Genomic DNA, 23046 nt, shown 5'->3' with positions numbered 1-23046 from the left:
CTATCCCTTCGACGCGATCTCGGCGGCGGCCCGGCGGGTGGCCGCGACGATGCCCATGTAGCCCGTGCAGCGGCACAGGTTTCCGGCGAGTTGGGCGCGCACGCCGTCGTCGGTCTCGGCCAGCTCCTCGTTCTCGACGAGGTGGGTCACCGCCATCAGGAACCCGGGCGTGCAGAACCCGCACTGCAGGCCGTGGCACTCCCGGAACGCGCGCTGCACCGGGTGCAGCGTGCCGTCGGACCCGGCCAGGCCCTCGACGGTGCGGACCTCCATGCCGTCGACCTGGACGGCCATCGTCAGGCAGGATCGGGCCGGCACCCCGTCGAGGTGGACGGTGCACGCGCCGCAGACGCCGTGCTCGCAGCCGACGTGCGTCCCGGTCAGGCCGAGGTCCCCGCGCAGGAAGTCCGACAGCAGCAGGCGGGGGGACACCGCCGCCTCGACCTTCTCCCCGTTGACCGTCAGCGAGATCGCGATCCGGTCGTCGGGGCCGTAGCGGGTGTCGCCGTCGACCGGTTCCGCGTCCAGGTGGTTCGTGCCGTGGTTCCCGTTCATCGTGGCCCTCCCGCCCGCGCGGCCGCCCGCGTCAGGACGTCGTTCACCAGCCCGCTCAGCAGGTGCCGCCGGTAGTCGGCACTCGCGGCGGTGTCGTCGACGGTGGTCACGGCGTCGCGGGCCAGCTCGCCGGCTGCCCGGAACGCCTCGCTGCCCGGCTCGACCCCCCGCAGCGCCTCCTCGGCCGCGCGCAGCCGCACCGGGGTGGTGGCGACGCCGCAGGCCGCGAGCCGGGCCCGCGCGATGCGGCCGGCATCGTCGAGCAGCAGCGTGGCGCCGGCACCGGCGACGGCGAAGTCGCCGTGCCGACGGGCGAACTCTCGGAACGCCCAGCCCTCCCCCGGCTCCAGGACCGGGAAGGCGACCTCGACCAGCAACTCCTCGGGTTCGAGGGCGGTGGTGAAGACGAACTCGAAGAACTCGGCCGCGGGGATGGTCCGCGCGCCCGCCGACGACCGGGCGGTCAGCTCGCCGTCCAGCAGCGTGAGCAGGCACGGCAGCTCGGACGCGGGGTCGGCGTGCGCGACGCTGCCCCCGACCGTCCCGCGGTTCCTGATCACCGGGTGGGCGATGTACTCCATCGTCTCCCGGATCAGCGGGTTGCGGGCCAGGACGGCGTCGTTGCGCTCCAACGTCCGCTGGCGGGTCATCGCGCCGACGCGGATCATCCCGTCACGGGTGTCGATCGTCGCCAGTTCGGCGACGCGTCGCAGGTCGATGACGGTGTCGGGGTTGGCGAGCCGGAAGTTCAGGGTGGGGACGAGACTCTGACCACCCGCGAGGACCACCGAGTCCTCGCTCTCCGCCCGTACTCGCAACGCGCCGGCCAGGGTGTCCGGCGCGACGTACTCATAGCAGGGTGGCTTCATCGCCGACCTTCTTCCTTCGTCGTACCGCCGGTCCGTGCGCGGTCGCCCGGCCACGGCGCGTCGCGCGGGTCACAGCGCGAGCTTCGAGGCGAACTGCGGGTACCTGATCGGGTGTTGCGCCAGGATCGCGTCCTTGTTCTCGGCCGTCATGATGTCCTGGAAGACGGCGTTCTGGAACTGCGGCGAGCCGCCTTCGAGGGCCGTCCGCACGATCTTCGCGGCGATGAGCCCGGTCTCGGCGGCCGAGTAGAAGCGGGACGCGCGCAGGAACGGCGTGCCCAACCACGTCAGCATCTCCTCGTCGGCGTCGCTGGTGACGTGGGTGACGTCGGTGACGTTGTTCTGCTTCAGGTAGGCGGCGATGCCGTCGCCCATCGTCGCCGCGTAGGAGACGACGATCTTCGCGTCGGGGTGGGCCTGCAGCCCGCGCTCGACGACACCGACGGCGGTGTTGCGGTCGAACATGCCTTGTTCGCGCACGACCACCTCGAAGCCGCTGCCCTTCAGCGAGGCGTCGAGGCCCTCGTCGATCCGCTCGGAGAAGCCCTGGCCCACGACACCCTGCACGACGATGACCTTGCCGGGCTTGACGTTCGCCTTGAGCCAGTCCCCGACCAGGGTCCCGCCCTTGACGGAGTCGAGGTGGGCGACGCCGCTGACGTAGGGGTCGAGCGGCCCCGGGCCGGCCCACAGCGCGAGGCCGACGGGGATGTCGGAGCTCTTCGCCTCCCGGACGCCGTTGAGCGTCGTCTCGATCGTGTTCGGGTTGATGACGACGCCCGCGGCGCCCTGCGAGAGCAGGCTCTCGATGTTGCGCAGCTCGGTGGGGCCGTCGAAGTTCGCCTGCACGACCTTGATCTGGTAGTTGCCGCCGTCGAGGCCCATCGCGACGCCCTCGGCGACGTACTTCGTGTAGTCGACGACGCCGTTGAGCGACAGGCCGATCGTCTTGGAGGCGCCGCCGGCGCCGGTGCCTGCGGCACCGGCAGCACTGCCGGAGCCGCACGCGGCGGTGGCGAGGGCGATGCCGCCGAGCGCGCCGAGGCCACCCAGCAACGAGCGACGGGAGAGCAGAACGGGGTCCTTGGCCATGATGTCTCCTTGGGGGGTGGGCGGGCCGGCGCGGGACAGGGCGTCAGCCGGTCCGGCGCGCCGCCCGGATGCGGCGGATCTCCGACGTCGCCGTCACCGCGACCGCGCCGATGAGGATCACGCCCAGCACCAGTTGGTTGTAGGTGTCGGGGACGTCCAGGAACGACAGCGAGTCGGTGACCATCGCGACGACGAGCACCCCCAGCACGCCGCCGACGATGCTGCCGCGGCCGCCGGCGAGCGACGCACCGCCGAGCACGGCCGCTGCCACGACGGTGAGCTCGAGGCCGACGCCGCCGCGCGGGTCGCCCGCGCCGACGCGGCCGGCGAACATGACGCCCGCGAGCCCGGCGAGCAGGCCGTTCACCGAGTAGAGGGCCATCTTGATCCGGGCCGTCGGGACGCCGGCCAGGAAGGCTGCCTCCTCGTTGGCCCCGACGGCGTAGACGTTGCGACCGAAGCGCGTGAAGTGCAGCAAGAGGGCACCGAGCACGATGACCAGGGCCCACACGATGACCCCGACCCGCACGCCGAGCACCTCGGCGCGCACCCACGTCATGCCGGTCGGCATGGGGATGGGGGTGCTGGCCGCGAGGGTGAGGGCGAGCGAGGCGAACACCGCGAGCCCGCCGAGGGTGAGGATGAACGGCGGCACCTTGAGGTAGGCGACGATCAGGCCCCAGCAGAGCCCGATGAGCGCCCCGGCCACGAGACACACGGCCACGACGACGACGGTCGGCAGCCCGTGCAGCACGAAGCTCGCCGTGACGACCCCGGCGACGGAGACGAGGCTGCCGACGGACAGGTCGAGCTGCCCCCCGACCAGCAGGAGCGTCTGGCCGACGACGAGTACGCCGAGCACGGCGTTGGCGGCGAGCAGCCGGCCGATGTTGGCGCCGCTGAGGAACGCCGGGTTGTACGCGGTCGTCACCACGCCCAGCGCGACGACGATCAGGACCAGCGGTGCGTAGACCCGCAGGTGCTCGCGCATCAGCGGGGAGAGGCCGCGGCGCTGCAGCGGTGGGGTGGCCGCGCCGACCTCCGGCGGGACGTCGGTGGTGGTCATGGTCAGCTCCTGGCTCCGAGGGCGAACAGTGCCTGTTCGGTCGCGTCGACGCCGGGTATCTCCCCCGCCACGACACCGTCCCGCATGACGATCACCCGGTCGGCGACGCAGCGGATCTCCTGGTACTCGGTGGACAACACGACGACGGCGGCGCCCGCGCGGGTGAGGGCGCGCAGTTGCCGGTAGATCTCGGCCTTGCTGGGGATGTCGATCCCGACGGTGGGTTCGTCGAGAACGAGGACCCGGGCGTCGACGCGCAGCCAGCGGTCGATCAGGACCTTCTGCTGGTTCCCGCCGCTGAGCCCACGCACGGGCAGCCGGACGTCGGCGGCCTTGAGCCCCAGTGCGCGGCCGCCGCGCCGGCACCGGTCGGCCGCGCGTGCGGCGGAGTACCAGGTCATCGGGTGCGCCGCGTCGCCCGCGAGCTCGCTGTTCTCGTGGATCGGACGGTCGAGCAGCAACCCTTCGCGTTTGCGGTCGGCCGGGATCAGCGCGACGCCGCGCATCGCGGCCCGGCGGCGGGTCGAACCGGGTTCGCCCATCAGTTCGACGACACCGGCGGTCGGTCGTGCGGCACCGCTCAGAAGCCGGCCAAGCTCGGCGGCTCCGGAACCGACCGGACCGTTGATCACCACCGTCTCGCCGAACCGCAGGTCGAGGTCGACGCCCTTGAGCCGGCGACCGAAGTGCACGCCGCGCAGCCGGGCCGCGACGTCGCCGGGCCGGGTGCCGCCGCCGTGGATGTCCTCGCGGCGCAGCGAGACCTCGGACCCGAACATCTGCGCCACGAGCCCGTCCGTCGTCGTGTCGGCGACGAGGCCGCCACCGACCCGGCGGCCGTCGCGCAGGACGGTGTAGTCGTCGGCGAGGGCGATCACCTCGGACAGGTGGTGGCTGATGTAGACGACGCCGACGCCGTGCTCGCGTACGCGGCGGACGACCTCGAAGAGCTGCTCGATCTCCTCCGGGTGCAGCGACGCGGTGGGCTCGTCCATGATCAGGCAGCGCGCCTCGAAGGTGACGGCACGGGCCAGCTCGAGCAGTTGGCGTTGCGCGACCGAGAGCGTCGCGACGGGTGCTCGCACGTCGAGCTCGACGCCGACCCGCTGCAGCCGCCGCCGCGCCTCGCGCTCGACGAGCCACTGGCCCGAGAGCCCGAACCGGTTGCGGGGTGCCTCGCCGAGCACGACGTTGTCGGCGACCGACCGGGTCAGCGCGACCTGGCGCTCCTGGTGCAGGACGCGGATCTGCAGCTCACGGGCGTCGCGCGGGGTCAGCCGGACCGGCCGGCCGTCGACCCGGATCTCACCGGAGTCGGGCTGCAGCACCCCTGACGCGACCTTGATGAGGGTCGATTTGCCGGCACCGTTCTCGCCGACGAGGGCGTGCACCCGTCCGGGCCGGAACGTGACGGAGACGTCGGTCAGGGCCCGTGCCCCCGGGAACGACCTGCTGACGTTCTGGAGCTCGATCATGACACCTCGTATTCGGTGAGCGGATACCATAACCGCTCAACGGTCAGCGGTGAGTGTCTTGGGCCACGTCGGCCCTGTCAAGAGCGGTGCCGGGTCACCCGGCCGTGCGAGCAACGGCACGGTCCGGCCACGCGCGGTGACCTGATGACGCGCACCGGAGACCCCTCCGGGGCGCAGGAGTCCGGCACGACCCCGACCGGAGCCGGAAATCCGTCAGGAACGCCGGCCGTTCTCGTACGTGGCCCAGTGCATGGGCTGCCATCCGGTGCCCAGCGAGATGGTCCGGGCGACGCGCTGCACGCTCTGCAGCGCGGTCGCCTCGGCCGGGCCGTCGTCGAACTCCGTGCGTGCCATCACCAGGCACACGCACGCCACGACCTCGCCGACCGAGTTGTGGACCGGCGCGGACAGCGACCCGGTGAACGACTGCACGTCGCCGACCGTCCGCGAGTAGCCCTGCTGACGGATCACGTCCAGCTTCGCCCTGATCGACGCCGGGTCCGTGTCGGTCTCCGGTGTCAGCCGGGCCAGCGGACCGGCCAGGTACTCGTCGATCTCCGCCGGGGGCAGGTGGGCCAGCAGGACCAGACCCTTGCTGCCGCAGTGCATCGGGAAGTGGTGGCCGTAGGTGGTTCGGGTGATCGTCTCGCCCGACATCGCGTCGCGGGCGTAGAGCGTGACGACGAGGTTCCCGCTGCGCTCGGCCAGCTGGTAGACCCCCGAGGGGGTCTCCTCGGCCGCCTCCCGGAACAGCGGGATGGCCAGCTCCAGCAGGGGGTGCCCGACGAGATAGGTGGAGCCCAGCAGCCAGGTCCGCCTGCCCATCCGGAAGACGCCGGCGTTGTCGCGCGTGATGAACTCCGCGCTCTCGAGCTGCGACAGCGTGCGGTGCAGCGTCGCCCACGACATCTGCAGCGCCTCGGCGGCGTCGGTGGCTCGCATGGGTCGCTCCGCGAGGAGCTCCAGCACGCGCAGGGCGCGCATGACACCCTGCAGCGTCGCCTTCGGCCGCTCCTCGCCCTCGGAACGAACCCGCCCCGGGGGGCCGTCCATCTCCGACGGCACCACGCCACCCCCTCAGTCCTGCACGACGGTACCGGACGGTCCGGGGCGCGGCCCCGGCCCGACCCCGATCGCGCGCGACCGTTCCGGCCCGCCGGCACACGACGGTCACCTAGCCCGCGGGGGTGGCCGGATCGGCCACCGCGTGCACGTCGTCGGGGTCCGACCAGCCCTCCGGCCGGACGAGGCCGCCACCGGCCTTGACCGACTCGAAGTAGGCGCCGCGGTCGAACATCGGCACCGCGCCGCGCCCGGCCCGCAGTGCGTCACGCAGCTCCGACGTCGCGACCTCGTCGATCTCGACCTTTCCTTGCACCCGCGTAACGACGACGCCGTACTCGCGACGTGCCGCCTCCTCGGTGACGAGGCCGACCGCCACGTCGTAGCGGACCCGCTCCGGGTCGCGCCGCAACGGGTCGCCCCAGCCGCCCCCGCCGGTCGTCCACACCGTGACGAGGTCGCCCGGCGCGATGGGGACGCCGTCGATCATCCCCGGCAGGCTCTCGGTGCTGCCGTCGGCCCGGGCCACCTCGATGCCGTACGGCCACCCGGCCTTCCCGCCGTTGACGCCGTAGGTCGCGAGCTCGGAGCGGTCGGCGTTGGACAGCAACGTCGACGAGCGCAGCGACCGGATCTTCTTCTGGTAGCCGAACCCGCCGCGGAACTCTCCCGCGCCCGCGGAGTCCGACCGCAGCTCCAGGCTCTCGACCAGCACCGGGTAGCGCTGCTCGGAGAACTCCGCGGGCAGGTTGCGCGAGTTCGGGACGATGTGGACGACGTCGCTCCCGTCGGCCCACGGCCGGCCCGGCCCGCCACCGCCGAGGACCTCCCGGAACAGCGAGAGCCTCCCCTCGGCGTCGCGGCTGTGCAGGCCCCAGATCCGGATCGTCTCGTGGTCGGCCGGCATCCGCCCGCCCGTGGCCTTCGCCAGCGCACCCGCGAAGATGCCGAGCGCCCGGATGAGGATGAAGAACCGCAGGCCGGTCGGCCGCCCGAAGTGCGGCGTGACGAGGGTGCCCTTCGGGGGGAACACCACGTCGATGACATCGAGGATGCCCTCGTTGATGTCGATCTCCGCGGCGCGCTCCGGGGAGTCGGCCAGGCACCGCAGCACCGGCCCCATCCACTTGCGGACGAACCTGCCCTCGCAGTAGTCGATCGCCCAGTTGATCGGCCCCTCGGCCTCCGGGTCGGTACCGGTGAAGTCGAGCAGGATCCGGTCCGCGGTCTTCGTCATGGTCAACCGCATCGCGTAGAGCTTGCGGGTGAACCCGTCGCACTCGACGTAGTCCTCGAAGGTGTAGACGCCGTCGGCGATCTTCGGCAGCAGCTCGTCGCGGACGGTCCGGGCGCAGTTCTCGATGATCGCGTCGAACCCGCCCTCGAGCACGTCGACGCCGTAGCGGTCGGCCAGCTCGGTCAGCCGGCGCGCGCCGAGGCGGCAGGCGCCGATCTCGGAGTCGATGTCGCCGCGCAGGTGCTCGGGCAGCCGCGAGTTGCGCTCGAGGATGCGGAACGCGGTCTCGTTGAGGACACCGCGGTCGTAGAGCTTGATGGGCGGGACGACGAGGCCCTCGCCCCACTGGTCGTGGACCTGCACCGGCAGGCTGCCCGGCACGCACCCGCCCACGTCGTCGTGGTGGCCGAAGACCTGCGCGAAGCCGAGCAACCGATCGTCGCCGTGGAAGATCGGCACCGTCGTGCACAGGTCGGGGACGTGTCCGCAGGACCCGGCGCTGTTGTAGGGGTCGTTCCAGAAGAAGACGTCGCCGGGGTGGATGTCGTCGCCGAAGAACTCGAACACCGGCTCGATCAGGGACCCGTACGAGCGCCCGGTGAGCTTGCGGCCGCGGGCGTCGTAGAGACCGACGCGGTAGTCGTGCTGGTCGCGGATCATCGGGGACCGGGCGGCCCGCTCGACGGCGGCCTCGATCTCCACCTCCGCGGAGCGGATCGTGCCCGTGATGACCTCGAGCTCGATCGGCCCCAGAACCGTGGTTGCCATGCTCAGCCCTTCGTGAGGATCAGGTTGGCGGCGGTGTCGCAGGTGACCTGCCACCCCGGTGGGACGACGACGGTCGCGCCGTACTCCTCGACGACGCTCGGTCCCGCGACCGACACCCCCGGCGTCAGCGCGGCGCGGTCGTGAATCGCGCAGGAGCGCCAGCCCTCGCCCGGCCAGTAGACGTCGCGCGTCGTCGGGGCCGAGGGGGCCGTGCCCGCCGTGTCGTACCGGGAGCGGTGCGGCGGCCGGTGCAGCCTGCCCACGGCCTGGACCCGCAGGTTGACCACCTCGACGTCCTGCTTGCCGTCGTAGGAGAAGCCGTAGATGCGGTGGTGCTCGGCGTGGAACGCGGCGACGGTCGCGTCGAGCGCCTCGCGCCCGGTGAGGCCGGCGGGGACCGACACCGCCACCTCGTAGCCCTCACCGACGTAGCGGGCGTCGGCGCCACGGATCACCTCGACGTCGTGGTCCTCGACCCCCTCGGCCCGCAGCTCGGCCGTCCCGGCCTGCTCCAGCTCGCTCCAGATCACGTCGAGGTCGTCGGCCACGCGCGGTTCGAGCGGGCTGACGTAGGTGCGGACGAGGTCTCGCTTGATGTCGGTGACCTGCAGCCCGAACGCCGACAGGTTGCCCGGGTAGGGCGGCACGAGCACCCGGGTCATCCCGAGGAAGTCGGCGACCTGCGCGGCCAGCAACGGGCCCGCTCCCCCGAACGCGACCAGCGTGTAGGCCGCCGGGTCGCGGCCCTTGCTCGTCGAGACCTGACGGATGCCGGCGACCTGCCCGGCCGCGGCGACCTCCAGGACGCCCGCCGCCGCCTCGTCCGCGTCGAGCCCGAACCGGCGGCCGAACTCCTCGAACGCCGCCCGCGCCGAGTCGCGGTCGAGCACCAGCTCGCCGCCGACGAGGCTCGCCGGGAAGCGGTTGAGCACCGTCGCGGCGTCGGTCACGGTCGGCTCGGTCCCACCGCGGCCGTAGGCGATGGGCCCGGGCACGGCGCCCGCACTGCGTGGCCCGACCTTCAGGCTCTGGTTGGGCCCCACCCACGCCAGCGACCCGCCGCCCGTACCGACGGTCGCGATGTCGATCATCGGGATCTTCACCGGGTAGCTCTCGATGACGGACTCGCTGGTCAGCCGGACGGTGAGGTCCTCGATGAGCGCCACGTCGGTGGAGGTGCCACCGACGTCGAGGGTGATGATGTCGGAGATCCCGGCGGCACGGGCGGCCTCGACGGCGCCGAGCACGCCCCCGGCAGGGCCCGACAGCAGCATGTTGACGGGACGCTCGCCCGCCGCCTTGGCGGTCACCACACCGCCGTTGGACTGCATGATCAGGAAGGGCCGGGGGCCGGCCCGGCGTGCCAGCTCGGCCTCGGCGTTGCCCAGGTAGGTGCGGCAGTAGGGCTTCACCATGACGTCGAGCAGCGTCGTCATCGCACGCTCGTACTCGCGGTACTCGGGCAGCACGACGCTGGAGAGCGAGACGAACAGCTCGGGGAACCGCTGCGCGAGCAGCTCGCCGATGCGGCGCTCGTGGGCGGGGTTGGCATAGGAGTGCAGCAGGCAGACGGCCAGCCGGTTCACTCCCTCGGCGACGAGTTCCTCGGCGGCGGCGACGACCGCGTCCTCGTCGAGCTCACGGGCGACGGCACCGTCGTAGAGGATGCGCTCGGGTACCTCCCGCACCAGGTGCAGCGGCACCAGCCGTGGCGGCTTGACCCAGAAGAACGAGTTGCCGTAGCCGTCGGGGACCGATTGGCGGGCGATCTCGATCAGGTGCCGGAACCCCTGGGTGACCAGGAGCCCGATGCCGTCGAACTCGTGCTCCAGTACCGCGTTCGTCGCCGTCGTCGAGCCGTGGACCAGCAGGCTCACGTCGTCGAACCCACGTCCCGCGAGGCCGAGGACCTTCTCGACGCCGGTCACGAGTGCCCGGCTGGGGTCCTCCCGGTCGCTCGCGGTCTTGACCGCGTACAGGTCGCCGCTCTCGGCGTCCACCGCGATGACGTCGGTGAACGTGCCGCCGGTGTCGACCGACACACGCAGACTTCCCGGCATGGGCCTCTCTCCCTTCGATCGGACCACGCTTGACACGTATCCGGTGGGCGGACACGATATCCGCTGTCCGGGGACAGTAGGACCTCGCCGAACACGGTGTCAATCGCCACCGACCCGGCCGCCACGTCCACCCCGCCGCAAGCCACCGCCCTCGCACCGTCCGGGCCAGAGGAGTGCTCCGTGCAGCTCGACCAGCAGTTCACGATCCCCGTCGACGTCGAGACGACGTGGGCAGGCCTGCTCGACATCACCCGGGTCGCCGCCGCCTTCCCGGGCGCGACCCTCACCGACCACACCGGCGACTCCTTCACCGGAACCGTCAAGGTCAAGCTCGGCCCGGTGGGCCTCACCTACCGCGGCAAGGCGACGTTCACCGAGGTCGACGAGACCGCGCACCGCGTCGCGATCGTCGCGTCCGGGTCCGACGTCAAGGGCAACGGCAACGCCTCGGCCGACGTCCACGCCACGCTGACCCCGGGCCCGGACGGCTCGACCGTCTGCGCGCTGCGGACCAACCTGGAGATCACCGGCAAGGCCGCCCAGTTCGGGCGCGGGCTCGTCGTCGACATCGGGAACCGGGTCCTGACCCAGTTCGCCCGCAACCTCGAGAAGAGCTTCGGCGAGCCCGAGCCCGATGCCGCGAGCACGACCGAAACCGCAGCGGCGACGCCCCGGGACGGGGCCGTACCGCTGCGTACCGCCGGGCCGGTACCCGTCCCCGCCACGGACACGTCCGACCAGCTCGACGCGCTGGACCTGGTGTGGAGCAGCCCGCTCGGCCGTCGCGGCCTGCTGGGCACCGCCGCGCTGCTGCTGGCGGTGTTCGCGTTCGTCCTGGGGCGGCGGACGGTCGGCGCCCGATGAGCCCGCGCAGCGACGCCGGCCCCCTCGACGGCCTCGTCGTGCTCGACCTCAGCCGCGCCCTCGCCGGACCGCACGCCGCCATGCTGCTCGGCGACCTCGGCGCACGCGTCGTCAAGGTCGAGAACCCCGACGGCGGCGACGATTCCCGTGGCTGGGGACCCCCTTTCGTCGGCGACGGCGAGTCCACCTACTTCATGTCCTGCAACCGGAACAAGGAGTCGATCGCGCTCGACCTCAAGGCCCCCGACGACCTCGACCTGCTCGCGCGCCTCGTCACCCGCGCCGACGTCCTCGTCGAGAACTTCCGGCCCGGCACGATGGACCGGCTCGGTCTCGGCAACGACCGGCTCCTCGAACTCAACCCTCGGCTGGTCGTGCTGTCCATCAGCGGTTTCGGCCACGACGGCCCCGAGGCCGGACGCGCCGGGTACGACCAGATCGCCCAGGGCGAGGCCGGCCTCATGTCGCTCACCGGCCCCTCTCCCGACGCTCCGCAGCGAGTCGGCGTGCCCATCAGCGACCTGCTCGCCGGCCTCTACGGCATCACCGGCGTCCTCGCCGCGCTGGCCGAACGCGAACGCACCGGGCGCGGGCAGGTCGTCCGCACCTCGTTGCTCGCCGCGACCGTCGGCGTCCATGCCTTCCACGGCACCGGCTGGACCGTCGCCGGCGAGATCGGCAGAGCCCGCGGCAACCACCATCCTTCGATCACCCCGTACGGCATGTTCCGCTGCCTCGGCGGACACGTGCAGCTCTCCTGCAGGTCGGAGGCACTGTGGCGGCGGCTCTGCGCCGAGTTCGGCCTCGATCCCGCGGCACCGCGCAGGGCCGACAACGCCACCCGCACCCGCAACCGGGAGGAGGTCGTCAGCCTCCTGGAGGCCACCTTCGCCGACATCCCTGCCGACGTGCTGCTCAAGCGACTGCTGGCCGCCGGCATCCCGGCGGGGCGGATCCGCACCGTCGACGAGGTGTACGAGTGGGAGCAGACCCGCTCGCAGGGGCTCGTCACGGAGGTAGCGCACCCGACACTCGGAACGATCACGGTACCGGGCCCCGTACTGCGCTTCTTCGACCCCTTGCCCGAAGGTGCAGAGCGGGAGACGACGCCCGCGATCCGGGCGGCCGCACCCCTGCTCGGCCAGCACGACCGCTCGATCCGCGAATGGGTGACATGACCCGCCGGGCCTGAGCGCTCCGCTCCGCGTCGGCCCCTCCGAGCACGCAGCTCGCCACGCGAGCGCGGCACAGTACCGGCCACCGCAGGAGCGTCGGGGCGCCGTGGTGGACTGCACGGCGTGGACAAGATCGGGGTCACCGCGCGCCGGGCGCGGCTCGTCGCACGTCATCGCCTGAGCGCGGGGACGCGTGCCGCAGGCGACCCGGCCGGGGTCGTCGAGGCGGCCCGCTCGGTGCTCGGGCTGCACGCCACCGACCCGGCGACGGTGCACCTCTCGGCCATGGCGCGCACCGACGGGGCAGCGGTCGCGGACGTCGAGCACGCCCTCTACACCGACCGCACCCTGGTGCGGATGCTCGGCATGCGGCGCACCGTCTGGGTGCTCGACCGGGAGACCGCGGCGCGGGTCCAGCACGGGTGCGCGCACACCGTCGCCGCCACCGCGCGCAGGCGGCTCGTCGGGCACCTCGCCGAGTCCGGGGTCGACGACGCCGCGTCGTGGCTGGCCGACGTCGAGGCCGAGACGCTCGCGGCGCTGCACGCCCGCGGCGAGGCGTTCGCCGCAGACCTGACCGCCGACGTCCCTCGGCTGCGCACCCGCATCGCGGCGACCGGCCAGAACGCGACGACGCGGGTGCTCCTGCAGCTGGCCGCCGACGGCCACATCGTCCGCGGACGCCCTCGCGGGTCGTGGACCTCCACGCAGTACCGCTGGTCGCCGACGGCGGCGTGGCTCGGCGGCGAGCTCACGCCGCTGCCCGTCGAGGAGGCACAGGCCGGGCTGGCGCGCCGGTGGCTCGCCGCGTTCGGGCCGGCACCGGTGAGCGACCTGCGCTGGTTCACCGGCTGGACCGCCCGCGAGACGACGCGGGCGCTGGCCGCGCTCGACACCGTCGAGGTCGACCTCGACGGGGTGCCCGGCCTGGTGCTCGCCGACGACCCCGTGGCCGACGACGAGCCGCCCGCCGAGGCCGTGCTGCTGCCGGCGCTGGACCCGACGCCGATGGGCTGGCAGTCGCGGGACTGGTTCCTCGGCCCGCACCGCGAGCGGCTCTTCGACCGCACGGGCAACATCGGCCCGACCGTGTGGTGGGCCGGGCGGGTCGTCGGCGGGTGGGCCCAGCGCGGCGCCGGCGGCGAGGTCGTCGTGCGCTGCCTGGAGGACGTGGGCGCCGAGGCCGCCGCGGCGATCGAGGCAGCGGCGCATCGCGTCGCGACGCAGCTCGCGGGCACCCGCGTCACGCCGCGGTTCCGCACGCCGCTGGAGAAGGAGCTGACCGAGGGCTGACGCTGCCGAGCATCCGACCCGGGGGCTTGTCCCGCGCGCGGCGCGCGGGCCATCCTGCTGTTCACGGCCTGCTCTGCACGACGGCCCTGCTCTGCACGACGGCCCTGCTCTCCACGACGCGCGGGAGGTGGCATGCCGACCTGGGACATCGCCGCGCGCCCGGTCGCCGAGCAGTTCGCGGTCTGGCACGAGGTCATCTGCCAGGCCTTCGTCCCGCTGACCCCCACCCGCACCGCCACCGACGTGCCGGGCTTCGCCGCCCGCGTCGAGACCCGCGGGCTGGGCGCGGTCAACCGCGCCCTGATCGACTCGCAGCCCCAGCTGACCGCGCACGGGCCGCGCGAGGTCGCCCGCTCCGACGGCGAGTACGTCTTCGTCAACCTCCAGCTCGCGGGCCGCTGCCACGTCCGGACCGGCGCGGTCGAGTCGACCGTCGGCCCGGGCCGGCTCGTCGTCCTCGACACCACGGAGCCCTACCACCTGGCATTCGACGAACCGTGGCGGATGCTGTCGTTCCGCGTCCCGCACCGCGCACTCGGCGGCAGGCCGCGGCAGGCGGGCCTCGGGCACGTCGTCGACGGCGCCACCGGCACCGGACTCGTCGTCTCGACGCTGATGCGCTCGCTGTGGCGCTGGCAGGAGACCGGGGCCGCGCCCGACGACCTGGAGCGGTCCTTCGCCTCGGTCGTGTCGGCGGCGATCGGCGGTCCGGTCGAGCAACCGGCGCGGGCCGGGCTGCGGGCCGCCGTCCTGCGGCACGTCGCGAGCCGGCTCGGCGACCCGGACCTGTCGGTGACCTCGGTAGCGCGCCGGTTCGCCGTCTCCCCACGGACGTTGCACGCGGCCTTCGCCGAGCACGAGACGACGTTCGCCGCCACCGTGCGCACCATGCGCCTCGAACGCTGCGCCCGCGCGCTCACCGACCCGGCCGAGCGGGGCACGATCACCGAGATCGCGGCCCGCTACGGCTACCGGGACCCGTCGGCCTTCAGCCGGGCGTTCCGCCGGGAGTACGGCACGGCACCACGCGACGCGCGCGGCTGAGCACGCACGTTCCGCCGCGCACGTTCTGCCGCGCACGTTCTGCCGCGCACGTTCTGCCGCGCACGTTCTGCCGCGCACGTTCTGCCGCGCACGTTCTGCACAGGGATCGCGCACGAACGGCCGGGACGGCGACCGCGTCGACGCCCGACAGTGGCGGGCGTCCGACCCGACCCGATCCGACCCGACCCCGGTCGGATCGTCGCAGCGCAGGAGCATCCCGTGGCCGTCTCCTTCTCCCTGTCCCCCGAGCAGCGCCGGCTCGTCGCGATCGCCCGTCGGTTCGCCGAGGAGGAGCTGCGCCCGCTCGCCGACGAGGTGCGCGCCGAGCCCGACCCGCTGCGCCGGGCGCTGCTGGCCCGTCCCACGTTCGAGAAGGCGGTCGGCGCCGGCTTCCTCAAGGGCCTGATTCCCGTGCCGTTCGGCGGCACGGCCGGCAGCGGGGTCGACGCGGCGATCCTCGTCGAGGAGTGGGCGGCGCAGAGCCCCGACTTCGTCATCTCGATGGCCGGGCCGCTGATCGCCCTGATGCCGGTCTACCAGGTCGGCACGCCCGAGCAGATCCGGCGCTTCGTCGCGCCCTTCCTCGCCGACTCCGGCGCACCGGTCGCGGCGATGGCCTTCTCCGAGCCCGACGGCAGCGTCAACTTCGACGCCCCGCCGCCCGCCGAGGGCATCCGCACCACCGCGGTCCTCGACGGCGACCAGTGGGTGGTCAACGGGCGCAAGCAGTGGGCCTCGCACCTGCCGGGCTGGGACGGCGACGGTCCCGACGTCATGACCATCGTCTGCCGCACCCCGGGCGGGGTGTCCCTCGTCGTGGCCGAGCGCGAGCACCTCGCCGGCCACATCGAGGTCGAGGAGTACCTGGACCTGCCCGGCCTCACCGGGTGCCTCACCGCCCGCATCGCCCTGCACGACGTCCGGGTCCCGCGCGAGAACCTGCTGGGGGCCGAGGGCCAGGGCGGCGAGCTGACGCGCAACGCGTTCTTCGCCAGCGGCGCCTCGATCGGCACGTTCGCCACGGCCGCGATGCGGCAGGCCTTCGCCGTCGCCCACCGGTTCGCGACGACGCAGACCCGTGGCGGCGGTGTCCCGATCATCGCCCACCAGTCCGTGGCCGACGTGTTCGCCGACGCCAAGGGCCGGATCGAGGCGGTCCGGCTGCTGTCGTGGCGGGCGCTCGACGCCGTCCTGTCCGGCGACCCGGCCGGGCCCGAGCTGGCCCTGCACTCCAAGGTGTTCGGCTCCGAGACCGCCGTCGACGTGATCAACGACCTGGTCAAGGTCGTCGGGGTGACCGCGTACGACCGGGCGTTCCCGCTGGTCCGCCACCTCAACGAGGCACTGGCCTACCCTGTCATCGAGGGCAGCAACATCGGGCTGCGCCGACGGCAGCTGCAGGCGATGCTCGCCGCCCCCGGCTACGACCCGCTCGCGGCGTCCGGCCTGGCCTGAGCTGCGCCGCCGGGCGCCGAAGGACCTCAGGAGGGCAGGCCGAGCAGCGCGGGGAGGTCGGCGACGGAGTCGACGATCGCGTCCGCGCCCGCGGCCCGCAGCGGCGCCGCGCGGTGCGCGCCGGTCAGCACGCCGACGGTCAGCCCGGCGCCCGCGCGGCGGCCCGCCGTCATCGCCGACGTCGCGTCCCCCGCGGTGACGACGCCGGACGGCTCGACCTCCGCCCGCGCAGCCGCGGTGAGCAGCATCGCCGGGTCCGGCAGTCCGCGGCCGTCGACATCGGCGGGGCAGACGAGCAGATCGGCGAGCTCGGTCCAGCCGAGGGCCTCGACCATCTCGGCGTGCAGCGCGGGCTCGAACCCGCTGCACAGGCACACCGACAGGCCCGCGTCGTGCAGCGCGGTCATCGCCGCGGTGGCGCCCGGGATCTCGCGCAGCACGCCGGCGCGCACCTGGCTGCGCAGCCGCGCGGCGAACGCCGAGTCGGCGTGCCGGGCCCGGTGCATGTCGCCGTCGAGCAGGTCGCCGAACACCGCGAGCGAGGCCCGGTCCATCGTCGCCTCGGCCTGCCGGCGCAGCGCGGGGAACCGCGGCCCCGCGCACGGCACCCGGACCGCCCCGAGCGCGGCAAGGACGGCGTCGAGCACCAGGCCGTCGTCGCACACCGTCGTCCCTGCCAGATCGAGCACCGCGAGCCGCAGCGTCACCGGCGCCCTCCCGCAGCCTCGGACCGCATCCGGGAAGCTCACCGGGCCGCGATGTCCGGCGCCCGACCCGGGGATGGCGCCCGGATGAACGACGGGCGTCCACCCGGCCCCGGCCCCGGCGGCTCCCGGACGGGGCCGCGGCACGGCCGGGACGCCGCGTACCGGCGGTGAGAAGTGTCACCGGCTGCGAGCGGTGGTGACGCGGGGGCCGGTCGTCACGCATCCTGGGTCGACCCGACACGCGCCGACACCACCCTGGGGGTACCCCTCCGAGATGGCGACGACCGACCAGCGCCTGCCCGACGCACCGCCGACGACCCGGCGGAGAGGGCTGCGGCCGCGGGCGCTGTGGCGGGAGCTGCGCTCGTGGCAGACCGTGCTGCTGCTGGTGGTCTGCCTGCTGGGCGGGCTGCCGACGGCGATCGCGCTGACCCCGGCGCAGGACGTCACGATCCTGGGCCAGCACGTCGAGTTGGGGGCCCGGGTGCCGACGCCGACGCTCTCGGGCCCGGCGCAGCTGGTGCAGATCGGCAACACCCGCCTCGACATCACCCCGCTGCAGGTGTGGGGCCCGATGCGGCCGCAGCTCACCCTCGGGCCCGTCCAGCGCAACGCCGCCGCGGCGGAGGTGCTCGATCCCGACCGCACCGCCGCCGCCCGCGCCCAGGCCACCGACACCCTCGTCGGCGGGTTCGTCCGCTGGTACGCCTTCGGCGCGCTCGGCATGGTCGGGCTGTGCCTGGCGATCTGCGCCGTCGCGGGCTGCGCGCGGATGCTCGCCCTGCTGCGCCGGCAGAGCCGGGCCCACGAGGGACACATCACCGTCGCCGAGCTGTGGCACCGCAGCGCCGGCACCGTCGGACGCACGACGGTGCTCGCGGTCGCCGTGTCGCTGCTGGCCTGGGGTGCGTGCGGCTGGTTCGCGTGGTCGGGCGCGACGCGCGGGCTGTCCGACGTCCGTTCGCTGACCCAGCTCGTCGGGTCCTACCACCTCTCGCCGTCACCGGTCGGGCCCGCGGTCTCCGGCTACACCGGCGCGGTCATCGGGGACTCGCGCGCCGCGCGGGTGGGCGGGCCGCCGGTCCCGGAGGCGACGTCGGACGACATCGCCTGCGAGCGCAGCGCCGACTCGCTGGCCGCCGAGCTCGGTGCGGTCACCGCGACGTCGGTGCGCAACCTGGCCTGTTCGGGCGCCACGATCGCGCAGGGCCTGCGCGGACCGCAGGCGCGCGGCCCGTCGTCGGTCCCCGCCCAGGTCAGCCTGCTCAAGCAGATGACCGGGCTGCGCTACGTCGTCGTCGAGATCGGGCCCAACGACCTGGGCTGGAGCGATTTCCTGACCTACTGCTACGGCGTCCCCGACTGCGCGGACCGGTTCACCGCGGGCGAGTTCGACTACCGGCTCGCCGCCTTCGACCGCGACTACGGCGACCTGCTGCAGGACCTCGCTGCGCTCCCCGACCGGCCACAGATCGTGATCATGACGTCGTACGACGTGTTCGCGCCCGGCACCGACCCCGGCGCCTGCCCGGACGGTCGCGGCCCGGCGGGCGTCCCGGGGCTCGACGCCGCCAAGACCGAGCTCATGCACGAGCGCAACCAGGCGCTCAACGACGTGCTGCGCGCCGGCGCGGCGAAGTACGACATGACGGTGGTCGACCCGCCACTCGAACCGCTGTGCAGCCCCGGCGCGGCCGACGGGCTCGGGCCCGACCTGCAGGGGCTCGCCGACCGCTACCCGTTCCACCCGACGGGCGTCGGGTCGCTGCGGGTGGCGGCGGCGACGGCGCGGCTGCTCGACCTCGACGAACGGCCGTCCTGACCGGCCGGCCGCGGGCTCAGCCCGCCGACTCCACCGTCCCGGCCGGCATCGCGTCGAGCCGCAGGTCGGGATAGCGGCGGCGCACCGACTCCAGCCGCCACGGGTGCGCGAACACCGCGAGCAACGCGCCGTCGGAACGCCGGGTGAAGACCTCGACCTCGCTCTGGCCCTGCAGCGTCGCCGCGCCCTCGGCGTCGGTGACCCTCGCGACGGAGTAGCCCAGCGGCTCCAGCGTGACCGGCGCGTGGAACTCCGACTCGAGCCGGTGCGTCGCGACCTCGAACTGCAGCGGACCGACGGCGGCGAGCACCGGCGCCTGGTCGCCGCGCAGGTCCGAACGCAGCACCTGGACCACGCCCTCGCCGTCGAGCTGGTCGATGCCCCGGCGGAACTGCTTGTGCTTGCCGGAGTCGGCGCTGCGCACGACCGCGAAGTGCTCCGGCGCGAAGCTCGGGATCGGTGGGAACTCGACGCGGGGCCCGTCGTGCAGGGTGTCCCCCGGGCGCAGCGCGCCCGCGTTCACCAGGCCGACGATGTCGCCGGGGTAGGCCTCGTCGAGCGTCGTCCGCTGCTGGCCGAAGACGGCCTGCGCGTACTTCGTGGCGAACGGCTTGCCCGTCGCGGCGTGGGTGAGCACCATGCCGCGTTCGAACCGTCCCGAGCAGACCCGCATGAACGCCATCCGGTCGCGGTGCGACGGGTCCATCCCGGCCTGCACCTTGAACACGAATCCGGAGAACGGCGCGTCGAGCGGGCGCGGCCGGCCGTCGACGTCGTCGCGCTCGCCGGGGCCGGGCGCCAGCGCGACGAGCGCGTCGAGGAGGCGGGCGACGCCGATGTTCGACAGCGCCGCGCCGAACAGCACCGGCGTCGCGGTGCCGGCGAGGAAGTCCTTCTCGTCGAACCCCGCGCCGATCTCGGTGAGCAGCGCGAGCTCGTCCTGCGCCGTCGACCAGGCGGCGCCCTCCTCGGCGGCCGCGCGCTCAGCGGGGACGTGCTCGGCCTCGGCCCGCGTCGCGCCGCCCGCCGTGCGGCGGAAGCGGGTGAAGTCACCCGTCGCGACCTCGACAAGGCCGCGCAGGTCGCCCGCGAACCCGACGGGCCAGGTCACCGGCATGGGCCGCAGCCCGATCCGCTGCTCCACCTCGTCGAGCAGCTCGAGCGCCTCGCGCCCCGGCCGGTCCCACTTGTTGACGAACGTCAGCACGGGGACGCCGCGGCTGCGGCAGACGTCGAAGAGCTTGAGGGTCTGCGGCTCGAGGCCCTTGGCCGCGTCGAGCAGCATCACCGCGGCGTCGACGGCCGCGAGCACCCGGTAGGTGTCCTCGGAGAAGTCGCCGTGGCCCGGGGTGTCGAGCAGGTTGATCACGGCGTCGCCGTAGGTGAACTCCAGCACCGCCGAGGTGATCGAGATGCCGCGCTTGCGCTCCATCTCCATCCAGTCCGACGTCACGCCGCGGCGCCCGGACTTGCCGTGCACCGCTCCCGCGGAGTCGATGACCTCCGCGTGCAGGGCGAGCGCCTCGGTGAGCGTCGACTTGCCCGCGTCGGGGTGGCTGATGACCGCGAAGGTGCGGCGGCGGGCGGCTTCGGCGAGGACTGGCGACGTGGGCTGGTCGGCGGCGGCGGTCACCGGCGCACCGCCGCCGCGCGGTGCGGGCGGTGGACACAGGATGGGACCGGCACGCCGAGGACCTCCACGTCAGGGGTGTCGCCGGGGACGTCCCGGCGTGGTCCAGGGTACGTCCCCGGCGCTCCACCCCCGTGAGTGGCGTTGCCGGCCATGACACCGGCCGTGGCCGGTGACGCCGCGCCCGACCTCTGGCCGCGGCTCACGGCTGCGGGGTGACCGTTCCGGCGGCGCCGTCGACGCGGACCATCTGGCCGGTCCGCAGCCGGGTCGTCGCGCCGGGGACGCCGACGACCGCCGGGATGCCGTACTCCCTGGCGACGACGGCGCCGTGCGAGTTCGACCCGCCCATCTCCATCACGAGCGCGCCGGCGGTGAGGAACAGCGGCGTCCAGCCGGGGTCGGTCGAGGGCACGACGAGCACCTCGCCGGGCTGCACCGCAGCCTCGGCCGGGTCGAACACCACCCGGACCGGCGCGGTCACCGTGCCCGCCGACGCCGCGCTGCCGACGAGCGTGCCCGGCTCGGTCCCGCGACCGGGGGCGCGGACGGCCTCCGGCTCGGTGCCGTCGGCGAGCAGCACCCGCGGCACGTGCCGGCGGCGCAGCTCGCGGTCGTGGTCGGCCCGCCTGCGGGCGACGAGGTCGCGCTGGTCGACGCCACCGAGGGCCGCGGCCGTCTCGGCGAGGTCGAGCAGGTGGACGTCGTCGGCGACGGCGAGCAGTCCACGCCCGGCCAGGTCGGCCCCGACGTGCCCGAGGTGTGCCCGGACCGCGGCGAGCAGCCGCACGAGCAGGTCCTTGTGCTCCTCGCGCAGCCCGGCCAGGGCCCGCGCCCGGCGCAACCCGAACCCGACGAGCGCCGCCCGCACCCGCGACCGGCGACGGACCCGGGTCACGACGCGGGCCAGCGCCGCCTCCGCGGCCCGGGCGCCCCGCGCGAACTGGACGTCGGGGGCCGTGCCGGGACGCTCCTCCACCGGCAGTCGCAGGTACCCGGCGAGGACCGCGAGCACCGGCGCCGGGTCGTCGGACCAGCGCGGGGCGCCGACGTCGATCTCGGCCGCCGCCCGGTGCCCGTGCTCGGCGAGGAAGGCGCCCAGGCCGGCCTGCAGCCGCCCGGGCAGCTCTCCGCGGCCGAACGCCGCGGCCAGTGCGGCCGGCTCCCGGTCGCGCAGCGCCGCGACCGACGCCGGATCGTCGCGCAACGTCGCGGCGAGGGCCCACAGCCGCAGGTCCATCTCGGTGGTGACGTTGTGCGGCAAGGACCGCAGCACCTCGTGGACGTCGGCGGCGGGCAGGTCGCCACGGGCGAGCAGCCGGGCCAGCCCGAGGCCGACGAAACCGGCGCCCGCGACGGGCGCGACCGTCGGCAGGATCGGGAAGACGCTGTCGAGGAGGCGTTCGGCGCGGCGCAGGTGGTCGCCGGGGGCGAGCGCCGGGTCGACGACGCACAGCGGCGCGACCCGCGCGCGGACCCGTTGCACGTGTGCGAGCGCGGAGCGGGGCCGGACGAGCGCGACGAGCATCCTGGGCGGGACCCGGAACCGCACCGCGATGCGGGCGACGCCGCGCAGGAACGGCAGCCAGCTGCGGCGTCCCGCCGGCGCCCCGAGCAGGTGCGCGGGGTCGCCGTCGCCGGCGAGCAGCTCGCGCAGGACGACGGCCGAGCGCGCCTCCATCACGTCGAGGATGCGGGGCAGCAGGACACGGCCGGGCGCGGTGCGCAGCGGCGTCGTGACGTCGGCGAAGGGGCGCCCGCCCGCGACGACGAGCCCGCGCGGGCCGACGTCGGGGTCGGCGGGCGGGCGGCCGGTCATCCCGGCGACCGCGGCCGTGGCGATCCGCCGGGCCGCGGCGATCCCCATCGGCGTCATGGGCCGCACGAGGCCCTGCGCGAGGCTGATGCAGAAGTAGACGTGCCCCACCTCGACCGGCTCGGGCAGCGGGAACAGCGTCGTGATGGGGCGCGACTGGGTGAGCCACGCGCCGCCGGCGGCGTCGATGGCCCACTCCAGGTCCTGCGGGGCACCGAAGTGCGCCTGTGCCCGCTCTCCCAGCGCGACCAGCTCCTTCACCTGGGCGTCGGTCAGGCAGCGGCCGCGCTCGGCCCCGTGCGGCACCCGCACGGTGCCGCCGCCGGCCACGGCACGGACCGCGGTGCCCGCGCGGCCGACGTGATAGTCGAGAACCCGGCCCCGGGGATCGGCGACGACGTGATCGGGGTCGACGGCGCCCGACACGACCGACTCCCCGAGCCCGGGAGCCGCGTCGAGGACGGTGCGCGACCGGCTGCCGGTCAGCGGGTCGGCGGTGAACATCACCCCGGCGGCCGCGGCGTCGACCATGCGTTGCACCACGACGGCGATCGCGACCCCGGCCGGGTCGACGCCCGCGGTGGCGCGGTAGGCCACCGCGCGGTCGGTGAACAGCGAGGCCCAGCACCGCCGGACGGAATCGACGACCGCGTCGGCACCGACGACGTTCAGGTAGGTGTCCTGCTGGCCCGCGAAGCTCGACTCGGGCAGGTCCTCGGCGGTGGCCGACGACCGGACGGCGACGGGCACGTCGTCACCGAGCGCGGCGTAGGCACCGCGGACGGCGGCGGCGACCGCCGCGGGGACGAGAGCGGTCAGGACCTGCGCCCGCGCCGCGGCCGGGTCGGTGCCCGCCGCGGCGGTGGCCGTGTCGGCCGTCGCCAGGCGGTACGCGGCGGTGGTGACGCAGAACCCGCCGGGCACCGGCAGCCCCGCGGCGAGGAGCTCGCCGAGGTTGGCCGCCTTGCCCCCGGCGACCGGCAGCGCCGCCCGGTCCAGGCTCGCGAGATCGACGACGAGTGCGCGATCGATGCTGGTGAGGGCGACCATCCAGGA

17 protein-coding genes are annotated in these 23046 nt (G+C 74.2%); 6 read left to right on the top strand and 11 right to left on the bottom strand.

The features are described from left to right. The 8 genes from PSED_RS14915 to PSED_RS14880 all read right to left on the bottom strand — a co-directional run bounded on the left by PSED_RS14915 (nucleotide 1) and on the right by PSED_RS14880 (nucleotide 10184). Entirely contained in the window at nucleotides 1-555 is a 555-nt protein-coding gene (locus PSED_RS14915) for a (2Fe-2S)-binding protein (RefSeq protein WP_013675083.1), read from the bottom strand. Then, nucleotides 552-1424, bottom strand: a complete 873-nt coding sequence (locus tag PSED_RS14910) for an FAD binding domain-containing protein (protein WP_013675082.1) — start codon at nucleotides 1422-1424, stop codon at nucleotides 552-554. Before PSED_RS14910 ends, PSED_RS14915 begins: the two co-directional genes overlap by 4 nt. Before the next feature lie 69 nt (nucleotides 1425-1493). Beyond that, nucleotides 1494-2516: a sugar ABC transporter substrate-binding protein gene (locus tag PSED_RS14905; protein WP_013675081.1), complete on the bottom strand. Its 1023-nt coding sequence runs from the start codon at nucleotides 2514-2516 to the stop codon at nucleotides 1494-1496. Between the two features lie 43 nt (nucleotides 2517-2559). Beyond that, the gene (locus PSED_RS14900; protein ID WP_013675080.1) at nucleotides 2560-3582 is read right to left on the bottom strand and encodes an ABC transporter permease; all 1023 of its coding nucleotides are present in this window, start codon (nucleotides 3580-3582) and stop codon (nucleotides 2560-2562) included. Between the two features lie 2 nt (nucleotides 3583-3584). Next, complete coding sequence (locus PSED_RS14895; protein ID WP_013675079.1) at nucleotides 3585-5057, bottom strand: sugar ABC transporter ATP-binding protein; 1473 nt, start codon at nucleotides 5055-5057, stop codon at nucleotides 3585-3587. 213 nt (nucleotides 5058-5270) lie between these two features. Next, nucleotides 5271-6110 carry an IclR family transcriptional regulator gene (locus PSED_RS14890; protein WP_132975463.1) on the bottom strand — a complete coding sequence of 280 codons (840 nt, stop codon included), beginning with the start codon at nucleotides 6108-6110 and terminating at the stop codon, nucleotides 5271-5273. A gap of 121 nt (nucleotides 6111-6231) precedes the next feature. Further along, a complete protein-coding gene (locus PSED_RS14885) occupies nucleotides 6232-8124 on the bottom strand; it encodes a hydantoinase B/oxoprolinase family protein (protein WP_013675077.1) in 1893 nt (630 codons plus the stop codon). A gap of 2 nt (nucleotides 8125-8126) precedes the next feature. Further along, nucleotides 8127-10184, bottom strand: coding sequence for a hydantoinase/oxoprolinase family protein (locus PSED_RS14880; protein WP_013675076.1), 2058 nt, complete (start codon nucleotides 10182-10184; stop codon nucleotides 8127-8129). 180 nt (nucleotides 10185-10364) lie between these two features. Between PSED_RS14880 and PSED_RS14875 the strand changes: the two genes are divergently transcribed. The 5 genes from PSED_RS14875 (at nucleotide 10365) to PSED_RS14855 (ending at nucleotide 16015) form a co-directional block, all read left to right on the top strand. Further along, a complete protein-coding gene (locus tag PSED_RS14875) occupies nucleotides 10365-11048 on the top strand; it encodes an SRPBCC family protein (RefSeq protein WP_013675075.1) in 684 nt (227 codons plus the stop codon). Continuing rightward, the gene (locus tag PSED_RS14870; RefSeq protein WP_013675074.1) at nucleotides 11045-12226 is read left to right on the top strand and encodes a CaiB/BaiF CoA transferase family protein; all 1182 of its coding nucleotides are present in this window, start codon (nucleotides 11045-11047) and stop codon (nucleotides 12224-12226) included. The genes PSED_RS14875 and PSED_RS14870 overlap by 4 nt, the downstream gene beginning before the upstream one ends. A gap of 120 nt (nucleotides 12227-12346) precedes the next feature. Further along, nucleotides 12347-13516: a winged helix DNA-binding domain-containing protein gene (locus PSED_RS14865; protein ID WP_013675073.1), complete on the top strand. Its 1170-nt coding sequence runs from the start codon at nucleotides 12347-12349 to the stop codon at nucleotides 13514-13516. A 132-nt stretch (nucleotides 13517-13648) separates the two neighbouring features. Then, on the top strand, nucleotides 13649-14560 hold the full coding sequence (locus tag PSED_RS14860) for an AraC-like ligand-binding domain-containing protein (RefSeq protein ID WP_013675072.1): 912 nt from the start codon (nucleotides 13649-13651) through the stop codon (nucleotides 14558-14560). A gap of 219 nt (nucleotides 14561-14779) precedes the next feature. Then, nucleotides 14780-16015 carry an acyl-CoA dehydrogenase family protein gene (locus tag PSED_RS14855; protein ID WP_013675071.1) on the top strand — a complete coding sequence of 412 codons (1236 nt, stop codon included), beginning with the start codon at nucleotides 14780-14782 and terminating at the stop codon, nucleotides 16013-16015. Between the two features lie 26 nt (nucleotides 16016-16041). On the opposite strand, the gene PSED_RS14850 is transcribed toward PSED_RS14855, so the two are convergent. Continuing rightward, nucleotides 16042-16722: an HAD family hydrolase gene (locus PSED_RS14850; protein WP_013675070.1), complete on the bottom strand. Its 681-nt coding sequence runs from the start codon at nucleotides 16720-16722 to the stop codon at nucleotides 16042-16044. Nucleotides 16723-16996: 274 nt separating this feature from the next. On the opposite strand from PSED_RS14850, the gene PSED_RS14845 reads away from it, so the two are divergent. Beyond that, nucleotides 16997-18544, top strand: a complete 1548-nt coding sequence (locus PSED_RS14845; protein WP_013675069.1) for a GDSL-type esterase/lipase family protein — start codon at nucleotides 16997-16999, stop codon at nucleotides 18542-18544. Nucleotides 18545-18560: 16 nt separating this feature from the next. On the opposite strand, the gene PSED_RS14840 is transcribed toward PSED_RS14845, so the two are convergent. Further along, nucleotides 18561-20177: a peptide chain release factor 3 gene (locus PSED_RS14840; RefSeq protein ID WP_013675068.1), complete on the bottom strand. Its 1617-nt coding sequence runs from the start codon at nucleotides 20175-20177 to the stop codon at nucleotides 18561-18563. 199 nt (nucleotides 20178-20376) lie between these two features. Next, nucleotides 20377-23040, bottom strand: coding sequence for a PEP/pyruvate-binding domain-containing protein (locus PSED_RS14835; protein ID WP_013675067.1), 2664 nt, complete (start codon nucleotides 23038-23040; stop codon nucleotides 20377-20379). Between the last annotated feature and the right edge of the window lie 6 nt (nucleotides 23041-23046).

The sequence above is a fragment of the Pseudonocardia benzenivorans CB1190 genome, assembly GCF_000196675.2.
GTDB classification, from domain to species: Bacteria; Actinomycetota; Actinomycetes; order Mycobacteriales; family Pseudonocardiaceae; genus Pseudonocardia; species Pseudonocardia benzenivorans.
The sequence above is the reverse complement of the archived record's forward strand: the minus strand, read 5'-3'. Positions and strand labels throughout refer to the sequence as shown.

What these genes read in the sequence shown, in the direction of transcription:
- PSED_RS14915 (WP_013675083.1), bottom strand. Translation starts at nt 555, where the DNA reads ATGAACGGGAACCACGGCACGAACCACCTGGACGCGGAACCGGTCGAC.
- PSED_RS14910 (WP_013675082.1), bottom strand. Translation starts at nt 1,424, where the DNA reads ATGAAGCCACCCTGCTATGAGTACGTCGCGCCGGACACCCTGGCCGGC.
- PSED_RS14905 (WP_013675081.1), bottom strand. Translation starts at nt 2,516, where the DNA reads ATGGCCAAGGACCCCGTTCTGCTCTCCCGTCGCTCGTTGCTGGGTGGC.
- PSED_RS14900 (WP_013675080.1), bottom strand. Translation starts at nt 3,582, where the DNA reads ATGACCACCACCGACGTCCCGCCGGAGGTCGGCGCGGCCACCCCACCG.
- PSED_RS14895 (WP_013675079.1), bottom strand. Translation starts at nt 5,057, where the DNA reads ATGATCGAGCTCCAGAACGTCAGCAGGTCGTTCCCGGGGGCACGGGCC.
- PSED_RS14890 (WP_132975463.1), bottom strand. Translation starts at nt 6,110, where the DNA reads ATGGACGGCCCCCCGGGGCGGGTTCGTTCCGAGGGCGAGGAGCGGCCG.
- PSED_RS14885 (WP_013675077.1), bottom strand. Translation starts at nt 8,124, where the DNA reads ATGGCAACCACGGTTCTGGGGCCGATCGAGCTCGAGGTCATCACGGGC.
- PSED_RS14880 (WP_013675076.1), bottom strand. Translation starts at nt 10,184, where the DNA reads ATGCCGGGAAGTCTGCGTGTGTCGGTCGACACCGGCGGCACGTTCACC.
- PSED_RS14870 (WP_013675074.1), top strand. Translation starts at nt 11,045, where the DNA reads ATGAGCCCGCGCAGCGACGCCGGCCCCCTCGACGGCCTCGTCGTGCTC.
- PSED_RS14860 (WP_013675072.1), top strand. Translation starts at nt 13,649, where the DNA reads ATGCCGACCTGGGACATCGCCGCGCGCCCGGTCGCCGAGCAGTTCGCG.
- PSED_RS14845 (WP_013675069.1), top strand. Translation starts at nt 16,997, where the DNA reads ATGGCGACGACCGACCAGCGCCTGCCCGACGCACCGCCGACGACCCGG.
- PSED_RS14835 (WP_013675067.1), bottom strand. Translation starts at nt 23,040, where the DNA reads ATGGTCGCCCTCACCAGCATCGATCGCGCACTCGTCGTCGATCTCGCG.